This is a genomic window from Micromonospora sp. bgisy143 (genome assembly GCF_057708145.1).
The window spans coordinates 81,568-98,201 of sequence record NZ_JBYIRN010000001.1; the positions used below are offsets into that span (position 1 = coordinate 81,568).

13 protein-coding genes are annotated in these 16,634 nt (G+C 69.1%); 4 read left to right on the plus strand and 9 right to left on the minus strand.

All coding sequences use genetic code 11. The features are described from left to right. The 7 genes from AC3EN4_RS00370 to AC3EN4_RS00400 form a co-directional block, all read right to left on the minus strand. Nucleotides 1–1,353: an ABC transporter permease gene (locus AC3EN4_RS00370; RefSeq protein ID WP_435203980.1), complete on the minus strand. Its 1,353-nt coding sequence runs from the start codon at nt 1,351–1,353 to the stop codon at nt 1–3. After that, nucleotides 1,350–2,903 carry an ABC transporter ATP-binding protein gene (locus AC3EN4_RS00375; protein ID WP_435204376.1) on the minus strand — a complete coding sequence of 518 codons (1,554 nt, stop codon included), beginning with the start codon at nt 2,901–2,903 and terminating at the stop codon, nt 1,350–1,352. Before AC3EN4_RS00375 ends, AC3EN4_RS00370 begins: the two co-directional genes overlap by 4 nt. A 188-nt stretch (nt 2,904–3,091) precedes the next feature. Further along, the gene (locus AC3EN4_RS00380) at nt 3,092–4,159 is read right to left on the minus strand and encodes a BMP family lipoprotein (RefSeq protein ID WP_435204377.1); all 1,068 of its coding nucleotides are present in this window, start codon (nt 4,157–4,159) and stop codon (nt 3,092–3,094) included. A 278-nt stretch (nt 4,160–4,437) separates the two neighbouring features. Next, nucleotides 4,438–4,785 carry a hypothetical protein gene (locus AC3EN4_RS00385; RefSeq protein WP_435203981.1) on the minus strand — a complete coding sequence of 116 codons (348 nt, stop codon included), beginning with the start codon at nt 4,783–4,785 and terminating at the stop codon, nt 4,438–4,440. A gap of 68 nt (nt 4,786–4,853) precedes the next feature. Next, nucleotides 4,854–5,747: a sugar ABC transporter permease gene (locus AC3EN4_RS00390; protein WP_435203982.1), complete on the minus strand. Its 894-nt coding sequence runs from the start codon at nt 5,745–5,747 to the stop codon at nt 4,854–4,856. Beyond that, on the minus strand, nt 5,744–7,384 hold the full coding sequence (locus AC3EN4_RS00395) for an ABC transporter permease subunit (RefSeq protein ID WP_435203983.1): 1,641 nt from the start codon (nt 7,382–7,384) through the stop codon (nt 5,744–5,746). The genes AC3EN4_RS00390 and AC3EN4_RS00395 overlap by 4 nt, the downstream gene beginning before the upstream one ends. Continuing rightward, nucleotides 7,384–8,634, minus strand: coding sequence for a sugar ABC transporter substrate-binding protein (locus AC3EN4_RS00400; protein WP_422738237.1), 1,251 nt, complete (start codon nt 8,632–8,634; stop codon nt 7,384–7,386). Before AC3EN4_RS00400 ends, AC3EN4_RS00395 begins: the two co-directional genes overlap by 1 nt. Before the next feature lie 198 nt (nt 8,635–8,832). On the opposite strand from AC3EN4_RS00400, the gene AC3EN4_RS00405 reads away from it, so the two are divergent. After that, nucleotides 8,833–9,879, plus strand: coding sequence for a LacI family DNA-binding transcriptional regulator (locus tag AC3EN4_RS00405; RefSeq protein WP_435203984.1), 1,047 nt, complete (start codon nt 8,833–8,835; stop codon nt 9,877–9,879). A 73-nt stretch (nt 9,880–9,952) separates the two neighbouring features. Then, entirely contained in the window at nt 9,953–11,575 is a 1,623-nt protein-coding gene (locus tag AC3EN4_RS00410) for a glycoside hydrolase family 13 protein (protein ID WP_435203985.1), read from the plus strand. Nucleotides 11,576–11,761: 186 nt separating this feature from the next. Here the strand turns inward: AC3EN4_RS00410 and AC3EN4_RS00415 are convergent, their stop codons facing one another. After that, a complete protein-coding gene (locus AC3EN4_RS00415) occupies nt 11,762–12,199 on the minus strand; it encodes a hypothetical protein (RefSeq protein WP_422738234.1) in 438 nt (145 codons plus the stop codon). 108 nt (nt 12,200–12,307) lie between these two features. Continuing rightward, complete coding sequence (locus tag AC3EN4_RS00420; RefSeq protein ID WP_435203986.1) at nt 12,308–12,706, minus strand: hypothetical protein; 399 nt, start codon at nt 12,704–12,706, stop codon at nt 12,308–12,310. 324 nt (nt 12,707–13,030) lie between these two features. Here AC3EN4_RS00420 and AC3EN4_RS00425 point away from each other — a divergent pair, with 324 nt between their 5' ends. Then, nucleotides 13,031–13,588 (plus strand): hypothetical protein, encoded by a 558-nt coding sequence (locus tag AC3EN4_RS00425; RefSeq protein WP_435203987.1) that lies wholly within the window; start codon nt 13,031–13,033, stop codon nt 13,586–13,588. 87 nt (nt 13,589–13,675) lie between these two features. Next, the gene (locus AC3EN4_RS00430) at nt 13,676–16,588 is read left to right on the plus strand and encodes a hypothetical protein (protein ID WP_435203988.1); all 2,913 of its coding nucleotides are present in this window, start codon (nt 13,676–13,678) and stop codon (nt 16,586–16,588) included. The last annotated feature ends 46 nt before the right edge of the window (nt 16,589–16,634 follow it).

The following is a 16,634-nucleotide window of genomic DNA, read 5'->3' on the forward strand; positions in this document are numbered from 1 at the left end:
TTACCAGCCCTTCGCCAGGCTCGTCTGCAACCGGGCGGCCCGTGCGGCCCGGAGCTGGAAGATCGCCTTCACCAGGGCGGGTGCGGCGATGAAGATGACGATCAGCGCCTGCAACACGGTCACCAGCTCCAGCGAGATGCCGGAGTACGACTGCATCCGGTTGCCGCCGGCCTGGAGGGCACCGAACAGCAGCGCGGCGAGCAGCACCCCCCACGGCTTCACCCGACCCAGCAGGGCCACCAGGATGCCGTCGAAGCCGATCTGCGCCACGACCAGCGGCGTCAGCGCGCTCGCCGTGGAGCCGAGCACCATGTTCGAGCCGCCGAGACCGGCCAGGATCCCGGAGAAGACCATGATCAGGATGTACGTCCGGGTGACGCTGATGCCGGCCGTCCGCGCGGCGTCCGGGTTGGCGCCGACCGCGCGTAGCTCGAAGCCGAGCGTGGACCGGTTGAGCAGCCAGGCGACCGCCCAGGTGGCCAGCACGGCGAGCAGGATGCCGGCGTGCACCCGCAGGTTGTCGCCGAGCAGGCGGGGCAGCTGCGCGGAGCTGTCCACCGCTTTGCTGATCGCGTCCGTCCGGGTCGGGTCCTGTACGCCCTTCTGGACGATCAGCCAGGTCAGGAAGTACGTGGCGACGTAGTTGAGCATGATCGTGTTGATCACCTCGTGGGCGCCGGCACGGGCCTTGAGGATGCCCGGGATGAAGCCCCAGATCGCCCCGCCCAGCGCGCCGGCGAGCACCGCCACCAGCAGGTGCAGACCGGGCGGCAGCGGCAGCAGGAAGCCCGCCAACGCGGCCAGGATCACGCCCACCGTGGCCTGACCCTGCGCGCCGATGTTGAACAGGCCGCCCCGGAAGGCCAGCGCCACCGCCAGGCCGGTGAAGACCAGCGGCGCGGCGTACGTCAGCGTCTCGGAGATCGGCGCGAGTACGGCCTGCCAGCCGTTGCTGCCGTTCAGCCAACCGGAGAACGCCTCCGGGTCGAAGATCGAACCCTTGAACAGGTTCGCGTACGCCTCGCTCACCAGCGTCCAACTCGAGCTGAACGCGTCCGACGGACGGGCGGTGATGTAGGTGTAGGTGTGCAACACGTCCGGGTCGGAGACGATCATCAGCACCGCGCCGACGACGATCGCCAGCACCAGCGACAGCAGGGTCACCGTGAAGGTGTTCGCCGCCCACAGGTTGTCCAGGAAGAGCCGGCCCAGCGACGGCTTCGGCTCCGGCGTCTTCGCCGGGGTGGTCGTGCCGGCCCGCTCGGTGTTGCCGAGCGCGTTCTGCGCCGCCTGCGCCTCGCTCGCCGGCTCCTTGTCCGGTGAGCCCGACTGCGGATTGGGGTTGGTGGTCATGCCTCGTCCTCGCTCGCGGGGCCGTCGGCAGGCGCCGGGCCCCCGTCCGGGCGGATGCCGGCCATCAACAGGCCGATCTCCTCGCGCGGGGTGTCCGGGTCGACGATGCCGATGATCCGCCCGCGGTACATGACCGCGATCCGGTCGGCCAGCCCGACCACCTCGTCAAGCTCGCTGGAGACCACCATGACGGCGGTGCCGATGTCCCGCTCGTGGATGATCTGGCTGTGGATGAACTCGATCGACCCGACGTCCACGCCGCGGGTGGGCTGGGCGGCGATGAAGAGCTTCAGCGGCCGGGACAGCTCCCGCGCCACGATCACCTTCTGCTGGTTGCCGCCGGAGAGGGTGCCGACCGCCGCCTCCGCCGATGAGGTGCGCACGTCGAACTGCTCGATCCGCTCCTTGGCCGAGGACGCGATGGCGTCGGGCTTGAGCGCGAGCCCGGCACCGAACGGCGGCCGGTCGTAGATGTCCAACACCAGGTTCTCGGCGACGCTGAACTCCTTGACCAGGCCGTCCACGCTGCGGTCCTCGGGCACGTAGCCGACCCCGGCGCGGAGCACCTTCTTGGTCGCCCAGCCGTCGATCCGGTCACCGGCCAGGCTGACCGTGCCGGCGAGCACCGGGCGCAGACCCATGATCGCCTCGATCAGCTCGGTCTGGCCGTTGCCCTGCACGCCCGCCACGCCGAGCACCTCACCCGCGCGTACGGTCAGGTCCACGCCGTCGACCGCCCGGACCTGCCGGTCGTCGTCGACGACCAACCCGGCCACCTCCAGCACCGGCTCGCCCGGCGTGGCCGGCGACTTCTCGACGGTGAGTCGCACGCTACGGCCGACCATCAGCGCGGCCAGCTCGTCCCGGCTGGTCTCCGGTGCGGCCGTGCCGACCGTCTTACCGCGCCGGATCACCGTGATCCGGTCGGCGATGGCCTTGACCTCGCCCAGCTTGTGGGTGATGAAGACGATCGACTTGCCGGCCGCCTTCAGCGACCGCATGACCGCCAACAGCTCCTCGGTCTCCTGCGGGGTGAGCACCGCGGTCGGCTCGTCCAGGATGAGCAGGTCGACGTCGCGGGTGAGCGCCTTGACGATCTCCACCCGCTGCTGGATGCCGACCGGCAGGTCCTCGATCACCGCGTCCGGGTCGACCCGCAGGTTGTAGCGCTCGGACACCTCGGTGACCTCGCGTCGGGCCCGCCGCCGGTCCAGGAAACCGGCGATGCCGCCCCGGACCTGTTCCGCGCCGAGCATGATGTTCTCGGCGACAGTGAACACCGGCACCAGCATGAAGTGCTGGTGCACCATGCCGATCCCGGCCGCGATCGCGTCGGACGGCCCCTTCAGCTTCAGCGGCGTGCCGTCGACCAGGATCTCGCCCTCGTCGGGCTGGTAGAGCCCGTAGAGCACGTTCATCAGGGTCGACTTGCCCGCGCCGTTCTCGCCGAGCAGGGCGTGGATCTCTCCAGGCTCCACCGTCAGATCGATGTGGTCGTTGGCGACCAGATCACCGAACCGCTTGGTGATGCCGCGCAGTTCGAGTCTCAGCGCAACCTCCTGGAGTGCGAGCGATGGTGCAGCCTAGCTGCCGTCGAGCGGACCGGAGCGGCCTGGCCGACGCGGTGCGCGATCGGCCGCTCCGACCCCACGGTCACCCGCAGGGCCGAAGCGGCCGATCGGTCGTACCTGTGCCCCGCAGACCTTCCGATGATCTCACCGGAGAGGTCCGCCGGACGTCACTTGGTCGGCTGAGCCTTCGAGGTGACGGTGATGGTGCCGGCGGCGATGTCCGCCTTGATCTTGTCGACCTCGGACTTCAGCTCGGCCGGAACCTTGCCGTCGAAGTCGTGGTACGGGGCGATCGAGACACCGGTGTTGGCCAGGGTGCCGACGAAGCCCGGGTTGGCCTGGAGCTTCTCGCCACCGGCCGCCTTGACGACGGCCTCCTTGACGGCCTCCGGGATGTTCTTCACCACGGTGGTGATGATCGCGGCGCAGTCCGGGGTGCTCTCGCAGCCGTCGACGTCCACCCAGATGGTGTTGTACTTGCCGCCCGAGGCCTTGGCCGCCGCGGTGGTGCCGAGGCCGGAGCCGCCGGCGACCGGCATGATGATGTCCGCGCCCTGGGCGACCAGCGCGTCGGAGACCTTCTTGCCCTCGTCCTGCTTGGCGAAGTCGTTGGTGAAGGAGCCCTTCTGGGTCTCCTTGTTCCAGCCGAGCGCCTGGACGTTCTTGTTCTTGGTCTTGTTGTAGTACGCCACGCCGTCGACGAAGCCGTCCATGAAGATCGTCACCGGCGGGATCGGCAGACCACCGTAGGTGCCCACCTTGCCGGACTTGCTCATCCCGGCGGCGAGGTAACCGGCCTGGAACGCGGCCTGGGCGGTGTCGAACTGCATCGGGTAGACGTTGGCGTCACCCGGGTTGGCGTCGACGATGCCGAACACCTGGTTCGGGTTCGCCTTGGCGATCTTCGAGGTGGCGTTCTGCATCAGGCCGCCGACGGCCAGGATGAAGTCGCACTTCTGGTTGACGAACTGCGTCAGGTTGGGCTCGTAGTCGGCCTCGGCCTTCGACGCGACGTACTTGATGTCGATGTTGTCGTTGGCGGCCTTGGCCTCCTGGAGACCCTTCCAGGCCGAGGTGTTGAACGACTTGTCGTCGATGCCGCCGACGTCGGTCACCATGCAGGCGCTGAACTTCTTGGCGCCACTGCCGGCGTTCTTGTCATCATCCGGGGCCTCGCCACACGCGGCGGCGCTGAGCGCGAGCCCACCCACCGCGAGGATCGAAGCGATCCGCATCCCACGCACCGAGCGCAAGACGTCTCCTTCCCATTGCACACCGCGCCTAGTGCGGTGGCAGCCCATCAGCCGACCTGCGGGTGTGCCGCCGGCTGTCCCACGTTACGGACGGGAGCGTACGCCCGCGCCCACCCACCGGCCGACAATCGTGCACGACTGTTGAACGCCTGTTACCCGGGTGTAACCCTTGCGTGGGGCACATCACTCTTCGTGCTGTTGTCCGAGCACCAAGGTGTCGTCGAAGTCCGGTTTGCGGGGTGCGGTTCCCCCCTCGGACGTTACCGCCAAAAGACCGCCACCGCCGCGTTGACCAGGGTCAGGCCGACGATCGCGAGGAAGTGGCCGCGGTTGACCGCGTCCCGCTTACGGGAGAAGAAGACCATGACGAAGATCAGCAGCGCGATGACCAACTTCGTCACAAGTTTCGCCGGGTCCGGCTCGGCGTCACCGCCGCCGCGCAGCGGCGCGGAGAGCCCGAGGCCGGTGAGCAACTGGATCACGGCGCCCCAGAGCATGGCGGCGTTGATCCGCAGCCTCCCGCTGACGTACTGGGCGATCGAACCGCCGAGCAGCAGAGCGAAGCCGATCAGATGGACATAGAGGAGGATGAGTCGCAGTGCTTCCACGGCACCCATCCTCCCCTATCAACGACACTTTGTAGTAGTGGGGCCGACCGATCGGCGCGTCGAGGCGTTCATCCCTTGACCGCTCCGGAGGTGAGGCCGGAGACGATGAAGCGCTGGAGGAACTGGAAGACCAGCACGGTCGGGATCGCGGTGAGCAGGGTGCCGGCCGCGAAGATGCCGAAGTTGGTGTTCCGCTCGGCGCCCTGCAACATCCCCCGCATGCCGACGGCGAGCGTCTTGGCGTCGGTGTCGGTCAGGAAGACGCTCGCCATCAGGAACTCGTTGATGGTGTTGATGAAGGCGAGCAGCCCGGTCACCGCGAGGATCGGCGCCACCAACGGCAGCATGATCCGGAAGAAGACCTGGACGTGCGAGGCGCCGTCCACGGTGGCGGACTCGTCCAACTCCCGGGGCAGGGTGTCGAAGAAGCCCTTCATCAGCCAGGTGTTCACGCCCAGCGCACCACCCAGGTAGAGCAGCAGCAGCCCCCACGGGGTGTTGAAGCCGACCGCCGGCCACAGATCGGTGATCGTGCCGAAGATCAGGAAGATCGCCACGATCGCCAGGAACTGCGGGAACATCTGGATCAACAGCAACGACAGCAACCCCACCCGTCGACCCCGGAACCGCATCCGGGAGAAGGCGTACGCCGCGAGCGCCGACAGGAACACCGAGGCGAACGCGGCGCCGCCGGCGATGAGCAGCGAGTTCAGGAACCAGTGCCCGAACTCGGTACGCGCGAACAGGTCCCCGAAGTTCTCGAACGACACCCCGGCGGTCGGCACCAACTCGGTGGACGACAGGGTGCCGAGCGGGTTCAGCGCCGCCGACACGACGAACACGAGCGGGAAGAGACTGAACAGCACGCCGAGCAGGCCGACCAGGTGCCGCCAACCGACCTGGGCGACCCAACGGTTCCGCCGCCGTCCCGTCGGGCGGCCAGGGTTGATGAGCGTGGTCACGCGTACACCTCCTCCTGTTGACGGGTCCGCCGGAAGCTGACCGCCGACACCACCGCGACGATGGCAAAGATGAACAGCGAGATCGCCGCGGCGAAGCCGAACTGTGCGGCCTGTCCACCGAACGCCAGCCGGTAGGTGTAGGTGATCAGCAGGTCGGTGGCCCCGTTGCTGGGGTTGTCCGCCGGGAACGGCGCACCTTCGGTGGTCAGGTAGATCGCATTGAAGTTGTTGAAGTTGAACGCGAACGACGAGATCAGCAGCGGCGAGAGCGCGACCAGCAGCAGCGGCAGGGTGACCGCCCGGAAGGACTGCCAGGGTGAGGCCCCGTCGACCGAGGTGGCCTCGGTCAACTCCCGCGGGATGGCCTGGAGCGCGCCGGTGGCGACCAGGAACATGTACGGGTAGCCGAGCCAGAGCTGCACCAGGATCACCGCCGCGCGGGCCGTCCAGTCCTGGCCGAACCAGTCGACGCCGAGCCCGAACAGGTTGTTGATCAGCCCGAAGTCGGTGTTGAACATGTCCCGCCAGACCAGCAGCATCGCGAACGACGGCATGGCGTACGGCAGGATCAGCAGCATCCGGTAGAGGTTGGTGCCCCGCATCCGCGGCGAGTGCAGCGCGAGCGCGATCAGCATGCCGAGGATGAACGTGCCGCCGGTGGAGCCGATCGCGAAGGCGAAGTTCCAGACCAGCGTTCCGAGGAACGGCCCGGAGATCCGCTCGTCGGTGAGTACCCGGGTGAAGTTGGCCAGCCCGACGTTCACCTGCCACCCCTGGGCCAGGCGTTCGCCGTCGGTGGCGACGAACGCGCCGGCCTCGCCGTCCGCGGTCCAGGTCTTGCCGCTGTCGCTGTCCCGGACGCAGTCGCAGCCGGCGTCGTACGCCCGCACGGCCTTGCCCTCGTACGCCCGGGACAGGCCGGACGAGCGCAGCGCGCCACCGGCGGTCGGCACCACCAGGTCGGTGACGTCCTTGCTACGGGCACCGGCCTGACCGATGGTCAGCACGGTGTAGCCGTCGGCGGCGGTGACCTTCCCGCCGGCGGCGACGGTGACCGTGCCGGGATCGAGTGGACGCAGGCCGTCGTCGTCGCCCACCGAGACGGTGCCGGTCGCCGGGTCGGTGATCAGGAAGACCAGGGCACCGGTGGCGGGGTCGCCCTTCGTGGCGACGGAGAGCGGGTACTGGGTGGAACCGGGGACCTGCCGCACCGAACTGGTCTGGATCGCGACGATCGCGTCGTCCTTGGTACCCCGGTGGCCGTCGCCGAAGTTGGTGAAGGCCGTGCTCGCGGTGTAGAGGACCGGCACGATCTGGAAGGCGATGAGGAAGAGCGTGCCCGGGACGAGATACTTCGCCGGTACGTGCCGGCGGCCTGCGTACAGGTAGAACAGCGCGGCGGTGGTCAGCGCCAGCACCGCCAGGCCGGTCCACTGCTCGGCCTGCACGAGCGGGAACGCCGCCCAGATCGCGATGCCGGCCACCAGGCCGAGCAGGATCACCTTCGCGGCGAGGCCGGCCGCGGTGATCGGCGCGTGGTTCCGCGCGGTACGGGACGTGCGCGGGGACCCGGTGCCCACGGGCCCCCGGCCCGGGACCTGCTGGGCAGTTCCCGGGCCGGACAGCGGCGTACTCATTACTTGATCGAACCGGCGATCGTCTTGCCGGCCGCGGTGACCGTGCTGGTCGGGTCGGCGCCGCCGATGACGGCGGCCTCCGCCTTGCCGAACGGGTCCCAGATAGCGGCCATCGCCGGGATTGCCGGGAGCACCTGGCCGTTCTTGCCGGCCTCGATGAACTTGGCCAGGTCCGGGTCACTGCCCTTGACCTGGTCCAGCGCGGCGGTCAACGCCGGTGGGCGCGGGTCGGCCTGGTAGAGCGCCACCGCCAGGTCCGGCTTGGCGACGTAGTTGACGACGAACTCCTGGGCGAGCGCCTTGTTCTTGCCCTTGGCCGCCACGTAGAAGGACTGCACGCCGATGAACGGAGCGGCCGCCTTGCCGTCGGCGAAGCCGGGAACCGCGGAGATGTCGTACGTGATGCCGGCCTTCTTCACGTCGGCGGTGGCCCACGGCCCGGAGACCAGGAAGGCGCACTTCTTGCCGGTGAAGGTGGCGGTCGCGTTGGTGTCGGCGATGGAGCGCTTCAGCACGCCCTCGCCCTTCTCGCCGAGCGCGGCGATCTTCTTGAACGCGGCGATCGACTCCGGTTTGCCCACGCCGAGGTCCTTGGGGTCGTAGTCCCCGTTCGCCGTGGTGCCGAAGAGGTAGCCGCCGGCCGACGCGTACAGCGGATAGATGTGGTACGCGTCGCCCTTCTGTCCGACCTGGAGGCAGAGCGTCTCGGTGACCTTCTTCTGCGCCTTGAGCTGCTTGCCCGTGGCGACCAGGTCCTCGATCGTCTTCGGGGCCTCGGGGGCCAGGTCGGTGTTGCGGATCAGCGCCAGGTTCTCCTGCGCGTACGGCACGCCGTAGAGCTGGCCGTTGAAGGTGACGGCCTTGACGGCGCTCTCGCTGAAGCCGGCCTTCTGCTCGTCGGACAGTTGCACCGGATCGATGGCGCCGTTCTGGACCAGGTTGCCGATCCAGTCGTGCGCGCCGATCACCACGTCCGGGCCGCCGCCCTGGCTCGACACGGTCACGAAGTTGTTCTGGAGGTCCTCGTTCGGGACGGCCTGCACCTCGACGGTGACGCCGTTCTCCTGGCCGAACTTCTCGGCGAACGGCTTGAGCGCCGCGGTCCGCTTGTCGTCGGCCCAGATCACCAGTTTGCCGCCGGCAGCCTTGGGGGTCTCCTTCGTGGCCGGCTCGTCGTTGTCGCCACCGCAGCCGGAGGCGGCGAGCGCCAGGCCGAGAACGGCGACCACACCCGCGGTACGGATGCGCATCGGTACTCCTGTCGTCATGGCGGGTCCGCCGGGGGAAGGACGCCCCGCCAGTGGAAAACTGAAAGTTCTTGCTGATCGGCGCAGCGATTCTGCGCCGCTGCTCCCGTATGTTGCGGGGACGTTAGCAAGACGTTGCAGATAATGGAAGGGCTTGCAGAGAGCCCCGCAAGAACTTGCCGGTGGGCTACAGTGCCGCACATGCGCGCTCGACTGTCCGACATCGCCCAACAGGCCGAAGTCAGCGAGGCCACGGTGTCGCGGGTGCTCAACGACCGCCCCGGCGTGGCACCGGAGACCCGGCAGGCCGTTCTCACCGCACTCGACGTGCTCGGCTACGAGCGACCGGCACGACTGCGCAAGCGCAGCGCCGGCCTGGTCGGCCTGGTGGTGCCGGAGTTGGACAACCCGATCTTCCCGGCGTTCGCGCAGGTCATCGAGTCGACACTGGCGCAGAGCGGGTTCACCCCGGTGCTCTGCACCCAGACCGCCGGCGGCGTGACCGAGGACGAATACGTGGAGATGCTGCTGGACCGGCAGGTCTCCGGGATCGTCTTCGTCTCCGGCCTGCACGCCGACACGGCCGCCAACCACGACCGCTACCGGGCGCTGATCGCCCGGCCGTTGCCGGTCGTGATGATCAACGGGTACGTCCCCGACGTCGCCGCGCCCTTCGTCTCCTGCGACGACCGGGAGGCCGCCGAGCTGGCGGTGGCCCACCTCGTCGCCCTGGGACACCGGCGGATCGGCCTGATCACCGGTCCGGACCGGTTCGTCCCGGTGCAGCGCAAGGTGGCCGGCTGGCGGGCGGCGATGACCCGGCTGGCCGGCGTCGCCGAGACCGATCTCGGCCCCCTGGCCGAGCTGACACTGTTCGGTGTGGAGGGTGGCGAGGCGGCGGCCGGCCGGCTGCTCGACCGTGGTGTCACCGGGCTGGTCTGCGGCTCCGACCTGATGGCGCTCGGCGCGGTACGGGCCGCCCGCCAGCGCGGCCTGTCCGTGCCGGGCGACCTCTCGGTGGTCGGCTACGACGACTCGCCGCTGATGGCGTTCACCAACCCGCCGCTGACCACCGTGCGGCAACCGGTCACCGCGATGGCGGTGGCCGCGGTCCGGGCTCTGGTGGACGAGATCAACGGGCACGGCGCCCCGCACTCCGAGTACCTGTTCCGCCCCGAGCTGGTCGTGCGCGGCTCCACGGCGGTGGCCCCGGCCGCCGTGCGGTTTCCTTACGCAAGAACTGCTTGACTCTTGCAAGGGCGGGCGGCATATTGCTCACACAACCGCGCCCGAGCCTGCGACAGACGGGGAAGAATCACCAATGACCGTCAGCACCACCACCCTGCCCCGCACCGACGACGACTGGTGGCGCTCCGCGGTCGTCTACCAGGTCTACGTGCGCAGCTTCGCCGACAGCAACGGGGACGGCGTCGGCGACCTGGCGGGCATCCGGGATCGCCTGCCGTACCTGCGCGACCTCGGGGTGGACGCGCTCTGGCTGACACCCTTCTACACCTCGCCCATGGTCGACGGCGGGTACGACGTCGCCGACTACCGGGACGTCGACCCGATGTTCGGCACCCTCGCCGACTTCGACGCGATGATCACCGACGCGCACGCCCTCGGCCTGCGGATCATCGTCGACCTGGTGCCCAACCACACGTCCAGCGCGCACCGCTGGTTCGTCGACGCCCTCGCCGCCGGTCCCGGCTCGCCCGAGCGGGCCCGCTACCTCTTCGCCGACGGGCGGGGCGCGCACGGCGAACAGCCCCCCAACGACTGGGAGAGCATCTTCGGCGGTCCCGCCTGGACCCGGGTCGCCGACGGCCAGTGGTACCTGCACCTGTTCGACCCGGCCCAGCCGGACCTGAACTGGCGCCACCCGCAGGTACGCGCCGAGTTCGAGGACGTCCTGCGCTTCTGGCTGGACCGGGGCGTGGACGGCTTCCGCGTCGACGTGGCGCACGGCATGATCAAGGCCGAAGGGCTGCCGGACGTCGGCTTCAGCACGGCGACGACCGGGCAACGCCAGGTCGAACTGCTCGGCAAGGGCCGCCTGCCCTACTTTGACCAGGACGAGGTCCACGAGATCTACCGCGCGTGGCGGCCCATCCTGGACAGCTACCCGGGCGGCCGGATGGCGGTCGCCGAAGCGTGGGCCGAGACGCCGCAGCGGCTGGCCCGCTACATCGGCCCGGACGAGCTGCACCAGGCGTTCAGCTTCGACTTCCTCGACGCCACCTGGTCGGCCGACTCGTTCCGTAAGGTGATCGATACCGCGCTCGCCGAGGCGACGGTGGTCGGCGCGCCCACCACCTGGGTGCTGTCCAACCACGACAAGCAGCGGCACGTGACCCGCTACGGTGACGGCCCCGACGGGCTGCGTCGGGCCCGCGCCGCCAGCCTGTTGATGCTCGCGCTCCCCGGCTCCGCCTACCTCTACCAGGGGGAGGAGTTGGGCCTGCCCGAGGTGCTCGACCTCCCCGACGAACTCCGTCAGGACCCGGCGTTCCTGCGTACCGGGGAGAGCCGCGACGGCTGCCGGGTGCCGATCCCGTGGAGTGGCGAGCTGGCGCCGTACGGCTTCGGGCCGGCCGGCAGCGAGCGGAGCTGGCTCCCCGCGCCGGCGACCTGGCGGGCCCTGTCGGTCAGCACGCAGGCCGGCACCCCGGGCTCGACGCTGGAGCTGTACCGGGCGGCCCTGCGCATCCGCCGCGAGCATCCGGCGCTGGCCGCCGACGCCGGCGAGGTCACCTGGTTGCAGACCGAGCCGGGCGTGTTGGCCTTCTCCCGCAGCGCGGGCGACACCGTGCTGACCTGCGTCGTCAACCTCGGCGCGGCGCCCGTGGCGCTCGACGGGTACGGCACGCCCGTCGTCGCCAGCGCCCCGCTTACCGACCACCTGTTGCCCGTCGACGCGGCCGCCTGGTTGGAACGGCGCTGAGCGGGTAAGCCAATCTCGACCTGGTCGTCCGTCGTGCCCCGCGCCAACGGGCGACTGGGCTGCCGACCCCTTGTGGTGGGGGGTGAGGTGCACCGGCGCCACGCGGAGCGGACTCCGCGCGGCGCCGGTGTTCGTGTGACGTCCGTGGTGCGTTTCGTCGCCGCCCCGAGGCGCCGACCCGCCGCGTCACTTCGCGGTGAGCAGCGCCGCGATCCGGGTGAAACCGGCGCGTACCTCGGCCTCGTCCGGCGGCTCGGCGGGCTCGCCGTGACCCGCCTCGTCGGCCGCGGCGTCCAACTCCTCGTCGATCACGTCCTCGAAGTCGCCGTACAGGTCGGCCCCCTCGACCTGACGAGCCTCGTCCTCCGCGGCCACCTGAGCGGCGGCGATCTCATTGCGGATCTCGTCGGCCGACAGCGCCGGCAGCAGCGGTTCCACCACGGCCATCAACTGCTCGTCGGCCACCACCGCCTCGGCCAACGCCAACGCGTGCGGCCGTTCGTACGGCCCGCAGACCACCGGCTCCCACTCGTCGAGGTCACCGAGCGGCCCGAAGGTGATGATCCACGGCAGGCCGAGCATCGGCGAGTCGGCCGGCAGGTCCAGTGTCATGAGTGCGCCCACCGGCCCATCATGGTCCGCGAACGTGAGCGCCGGTGCCGTTCTGTTCAGTTACCGCCCGTCCGGCACCCGATGAGGACCGGGCAGCCGTCGACCGACGTGCCGCCGGGGTCAACGCGCGAAGAGGTTGAGCGCGAAGCTCTCGTCGGAGCTGTGGTTGGCGAGTAGCTCGTACCCGGAGGTCCGCCGGAACTCGTACGTCGGAGCGGAGAAGTCGATGCCGATCAGCCAGTCGAACACCGCCTTGCGTTCCTTGGCCCCGAGGACCGGACCGATGCACCCGTCGACAAGCGTCTGCAGCAACTGCCGCTGCACCGCACCGGGCAGTTTGACCATGCAGAGGACCTGGGCCACCTCGTTCTCGCGGTCCTTCGAGGGCTGTCCGACCGCAGCCGACAACCGGCCCTGCTTGCCCGGCAGGGTCACCCGGATGATGTGCAGCGAACCGTCCACCGTCACCGGGACGGGCCACCGCCCGGCCCAGGCGTCCATGACCTTGCTCGGTGTCATGCCGGGGAACACCGGCAACGGCCCAGTGCGCGTAGGCGAGACGGACGGGTTTCCCCCCGGCTCGCCTCTCGTCCCCTGCTGAGTGGCTGACCGCTGCGGGGGCGCGTCCCTGTCGCGCAACACCGACACAGCCGCGAGCCCGGCCAGCACCAGCACCATGGCGGACACCGCCAGCAGGAGCCATCTTCGCGATGTCGTCCTGTGGCTTTCTCCAACCGATTCGGCTTCCCGTCCGGTCTCGTTCACATTGCGCTCCCCGTGTCACCGCTCAAGCGGCAGCGACGTCGCGACCGTCGCAGACCGTCTCGGAGGCTAGCCAGAGGCGTGGCGGATGTCAATATTGTACTTAATCGATTTTACTGCAAGCGTGTCGATGCGGTGACACATCGCAACGAACACGGGGAGGACCAATTGAAGAGATTTCGAACAGCGGCAATGGCCTTGTTGGCCTGCGCGAGCCTCGTCGGCGTCTTGACGCCGACGGCGGCATCCGCGGCTCCGGGTTGCACCCGGACCGGATGCAACGGCAAAGCCGCATCCGCTAACGGCTGCACGAGCGACGCGTACGCCATCTCCAGTTTCAGCCGGGTGGACGGCAACGACCCGGACCAGACGGTAGCGCACGGCGACCTCTACTACTCGCCTGCCTGCGGGGCAATCTGGGGCGACTACACCGCGACCTATTTCGGGGACATCTCCACGCTGCGCCTCAACTGGCAGCCCACGTACGGCGGTCTGAATCAGAACGCTTACACGCGGACGGTGGACGGCACCGGAAACTATGTCACCACAATGGTCAGCTGGGAATATTCGGTGCAGCTTTGCGCCTCTTCGCCCACCGGCAATCCCGACGGCAATGCCACCTGCACCCTGTGGCGCTGAGAACGCATCTCGCAGGACAATTTCCGGGCGCCGAGTAGCGCCTCGATGAACGGGGTAAAATTGAAAATAGCAAGCCTGAAAGCATGCGTGGCGATAGCCGCGCTCATCACGCTCACCGGCACCGTCGAGGCGGTGCCCGCGACGGCGGCGTCGAAACCTCGACCGGCAGAAGCCTCCGCGACAGACCCGTCAGCGGTGCGGGAGCCCGACGCGGCACTGGGCAAGGACTGGTCCGACTCCTCCGACGTCCTGGTCACCGGAGCGGGTGACAGCAACGGCTTCCACCTGTACGTGGCGCGGGAACGGGACGCCTTCGCCTGGTCGACGCTCGCCACCCTGTCCGCCTCGTCGCTCGACATGGGCCCGTGGATGGGCGAGACCTGCGTGACCGGCTCCGGCCGGTACGCGGTGGCCGTGTTCGCTCCGAAGATGGCGGCCAACAAGCCCGCTCTGGTCCGCGGCGGAGGAATCGCCGCAGTCGTCGACATCGCCACCGGCAAGGCGACCAGGGTGGCCACGGGCCTGCAACTGGCGTACTTCAACCCGGCCTGCGGCCCGGACGACCGGGCGTTGCTCACCCGGGCCGTCGGTGAGGACATGCAGGGCACCGAACTGCTCACCGTCGACGCGGCGGCCCACCGGGTCATCCAGACCCGGCGGATCGCGGCCCAGCTCACGACCCCGACCGCCACTGCGGACGGCGACTACGGGATCGCTCGGGGACGGCTCGTGAAGGTCGGCCCCGGCGGTGGGCTCACCGAGGTCGCCAAGCCGGCCGGACCGGTGTCGACGTTGCGCGGCACCGCGCACAACGGCATCGACCTGGTCGCCATCAAGGGTGAGCAGGCCGTGGCACAGCGGTACCACGCCGGTCGGCTCCAGACCGTCGTCGTCGGCCAGAAGGGTCACCTGCAACTGGTGGGCCAGGCCGGAGGCCGGAACGCGCTCGTCGGCACCGCACCGGCCGTCGGCGGAAGCTGGCCGGAGTTGTCGTCGGTCCAGTCCGCCAAACCGGTCCGCGCCGTCTCCGCGCAAGGCCACCTGCTGGCCGAGGAGGTCGTCACCGCGCAGGGCGAGAAGGCGGTCCGCGAGCCGCTGTCGCCCGCCGACCGGGCCGACGCAGGTCAGGTTCGGGTGTCGGTGCAGGCGACCGCCAGCGGTCGCCGGTCCACCGTCACGTTCGACACCGCACGCACGGCGCCCCGGCTGGACGCGGTACCGACCAGCGCGACGCCCGCGCCGACCTTCGGAGTGACGGCGGTCGACCCGAAGATCTCCGACCCGAAGTGCGCGGTACGCCGCAACGACCCGAAGGTGCAGGCGCAGCAGCCGAGCGCCAACATGGTCGAGTGGGCGGTGGACCGGGCGGTGCACGGCACTCTCACCACGTCCCGGCCGGCCAACTACCTGAAGTCGGGGCTGCCCGCGTACAGCCCGCAGGGGCTCTTCCCGAGGCGTTCGGTGGCCGGCGGTGGCGAGGTGCCGGCGCAGCTCATGCTGGGGATCCTGGCGCAGGAGACGAACCTGTCCCAGGCGTCCTGGCACGCCGTCCCCGGTGACCTCGGCAACCCGCTGATCGCCGACTACTACGGCAACGTCGGGGCCAGCGTCGACGTCATTGACTACTCGAAGTCCGACTGCGGCTACGGCGTCGGCCAGGTGACCACGGGAATGAGCGTCGGCGACGGGGTCTACAGCCGCAATCAGCAGGTCGCGATCGCGATCGACTACGCGGCCAACATCTCCGCCGGGCTCAACATCCTGATCGAGAAGTGGAACCAGATCTACAACGAGCCACTCGGTCGGAGCACCCTCAACAACAACGACCCGACCTGGATCGAGAACTGGTTCCTGGCCGTCTGGGCCTACAACAGCGGCTACCACCCGAGCAGCGAAGCCGGGGGCTACAACGGTCGATGGGGCATCGGCTGGCTCAACAACCCGGCCAACCCGTCCTACGATCCGGCCCGGCCGAACTTCCTCCGGGACACCTATGCCGACGCGGAGACGCCGAACCACTGGTCGTATCCCGAGCGGATCATGGGCTGGGTGGAGACGCCTCAGCTGAAGGGCTGGCCGATCGCGACCGAGGCGTACTCCCAGCCGACGTACAGTTCCAACTCCCCGAACTACCCGAGTCGCTTCACCAAGGTGCTGTCCCTACCCGGCGTCTACACGTTCTGCTCACCGAGCATCAACAGTTGCACTCCGAACACGGCGAACCCGTGCCCGGCCGACAGCGAAGCGTGCTGGTGGCACGGTAGCGCGACCTTCGCCAACTGCCCGGGCGGTCAGTGCGCCAAGGAGAAGCTGACCTACGGCTCGTCCTCGGCCGAACCGGGGGTGCAGCGCGTCTATGACCGGGACTGCTCGGTCTTCACCGGCAACTCCGATCCGGACAAGGACGCGACCCGCAAGTCCAGCATCGTCTACACCACGATCGACTCCTCGCAGTACGCACTGGGCTGCTCCAGCGATCCGAACGACGGCAAGTTCACTTTGCGTGCCGGCTATCCCACCGGGAGCACCGACGCGCTCTACGCCGACATCGATCTGCACCAGGTGGGTGCCGGCTACCAGGGGCACATGTGGTTCAGCCACGTGTACCCGACGGTGAACGGAAACCCCAACCCCAAGCACCACCTGGTTGGCGCCTGGACCCCCAACCTGGACCTGAACCCGGGGGAGCGGATGAACTTCGATGTCGTGGCGCACCTGCCGAGCCACGGCGGCGAGTACGACGACGCGGAGTACGTCATCCGCGGCGGTAACGACGGGAGCGAGTACACCTGTGTGCTGGACCAGAGCACCGGCTTCCCCGGCATCAACGGCCACGACAAGTGGGTCTACCTGGGCGCTTACAACCTGGGCCGCGGATCGCAGGTGCTGCTGAACAACATCGGCAGCTCGTCGGCGAGTGACAGCGACATCGCCTGGGACGCCATGGCGTTCGTCCCGATCGGCAACCGCGGCGGACACGACTGCAACGAAGACTACTAGCGGCAATCCGGGCGTTGGCCTGCGTGGAGCGCCCCCTGTCACCCGC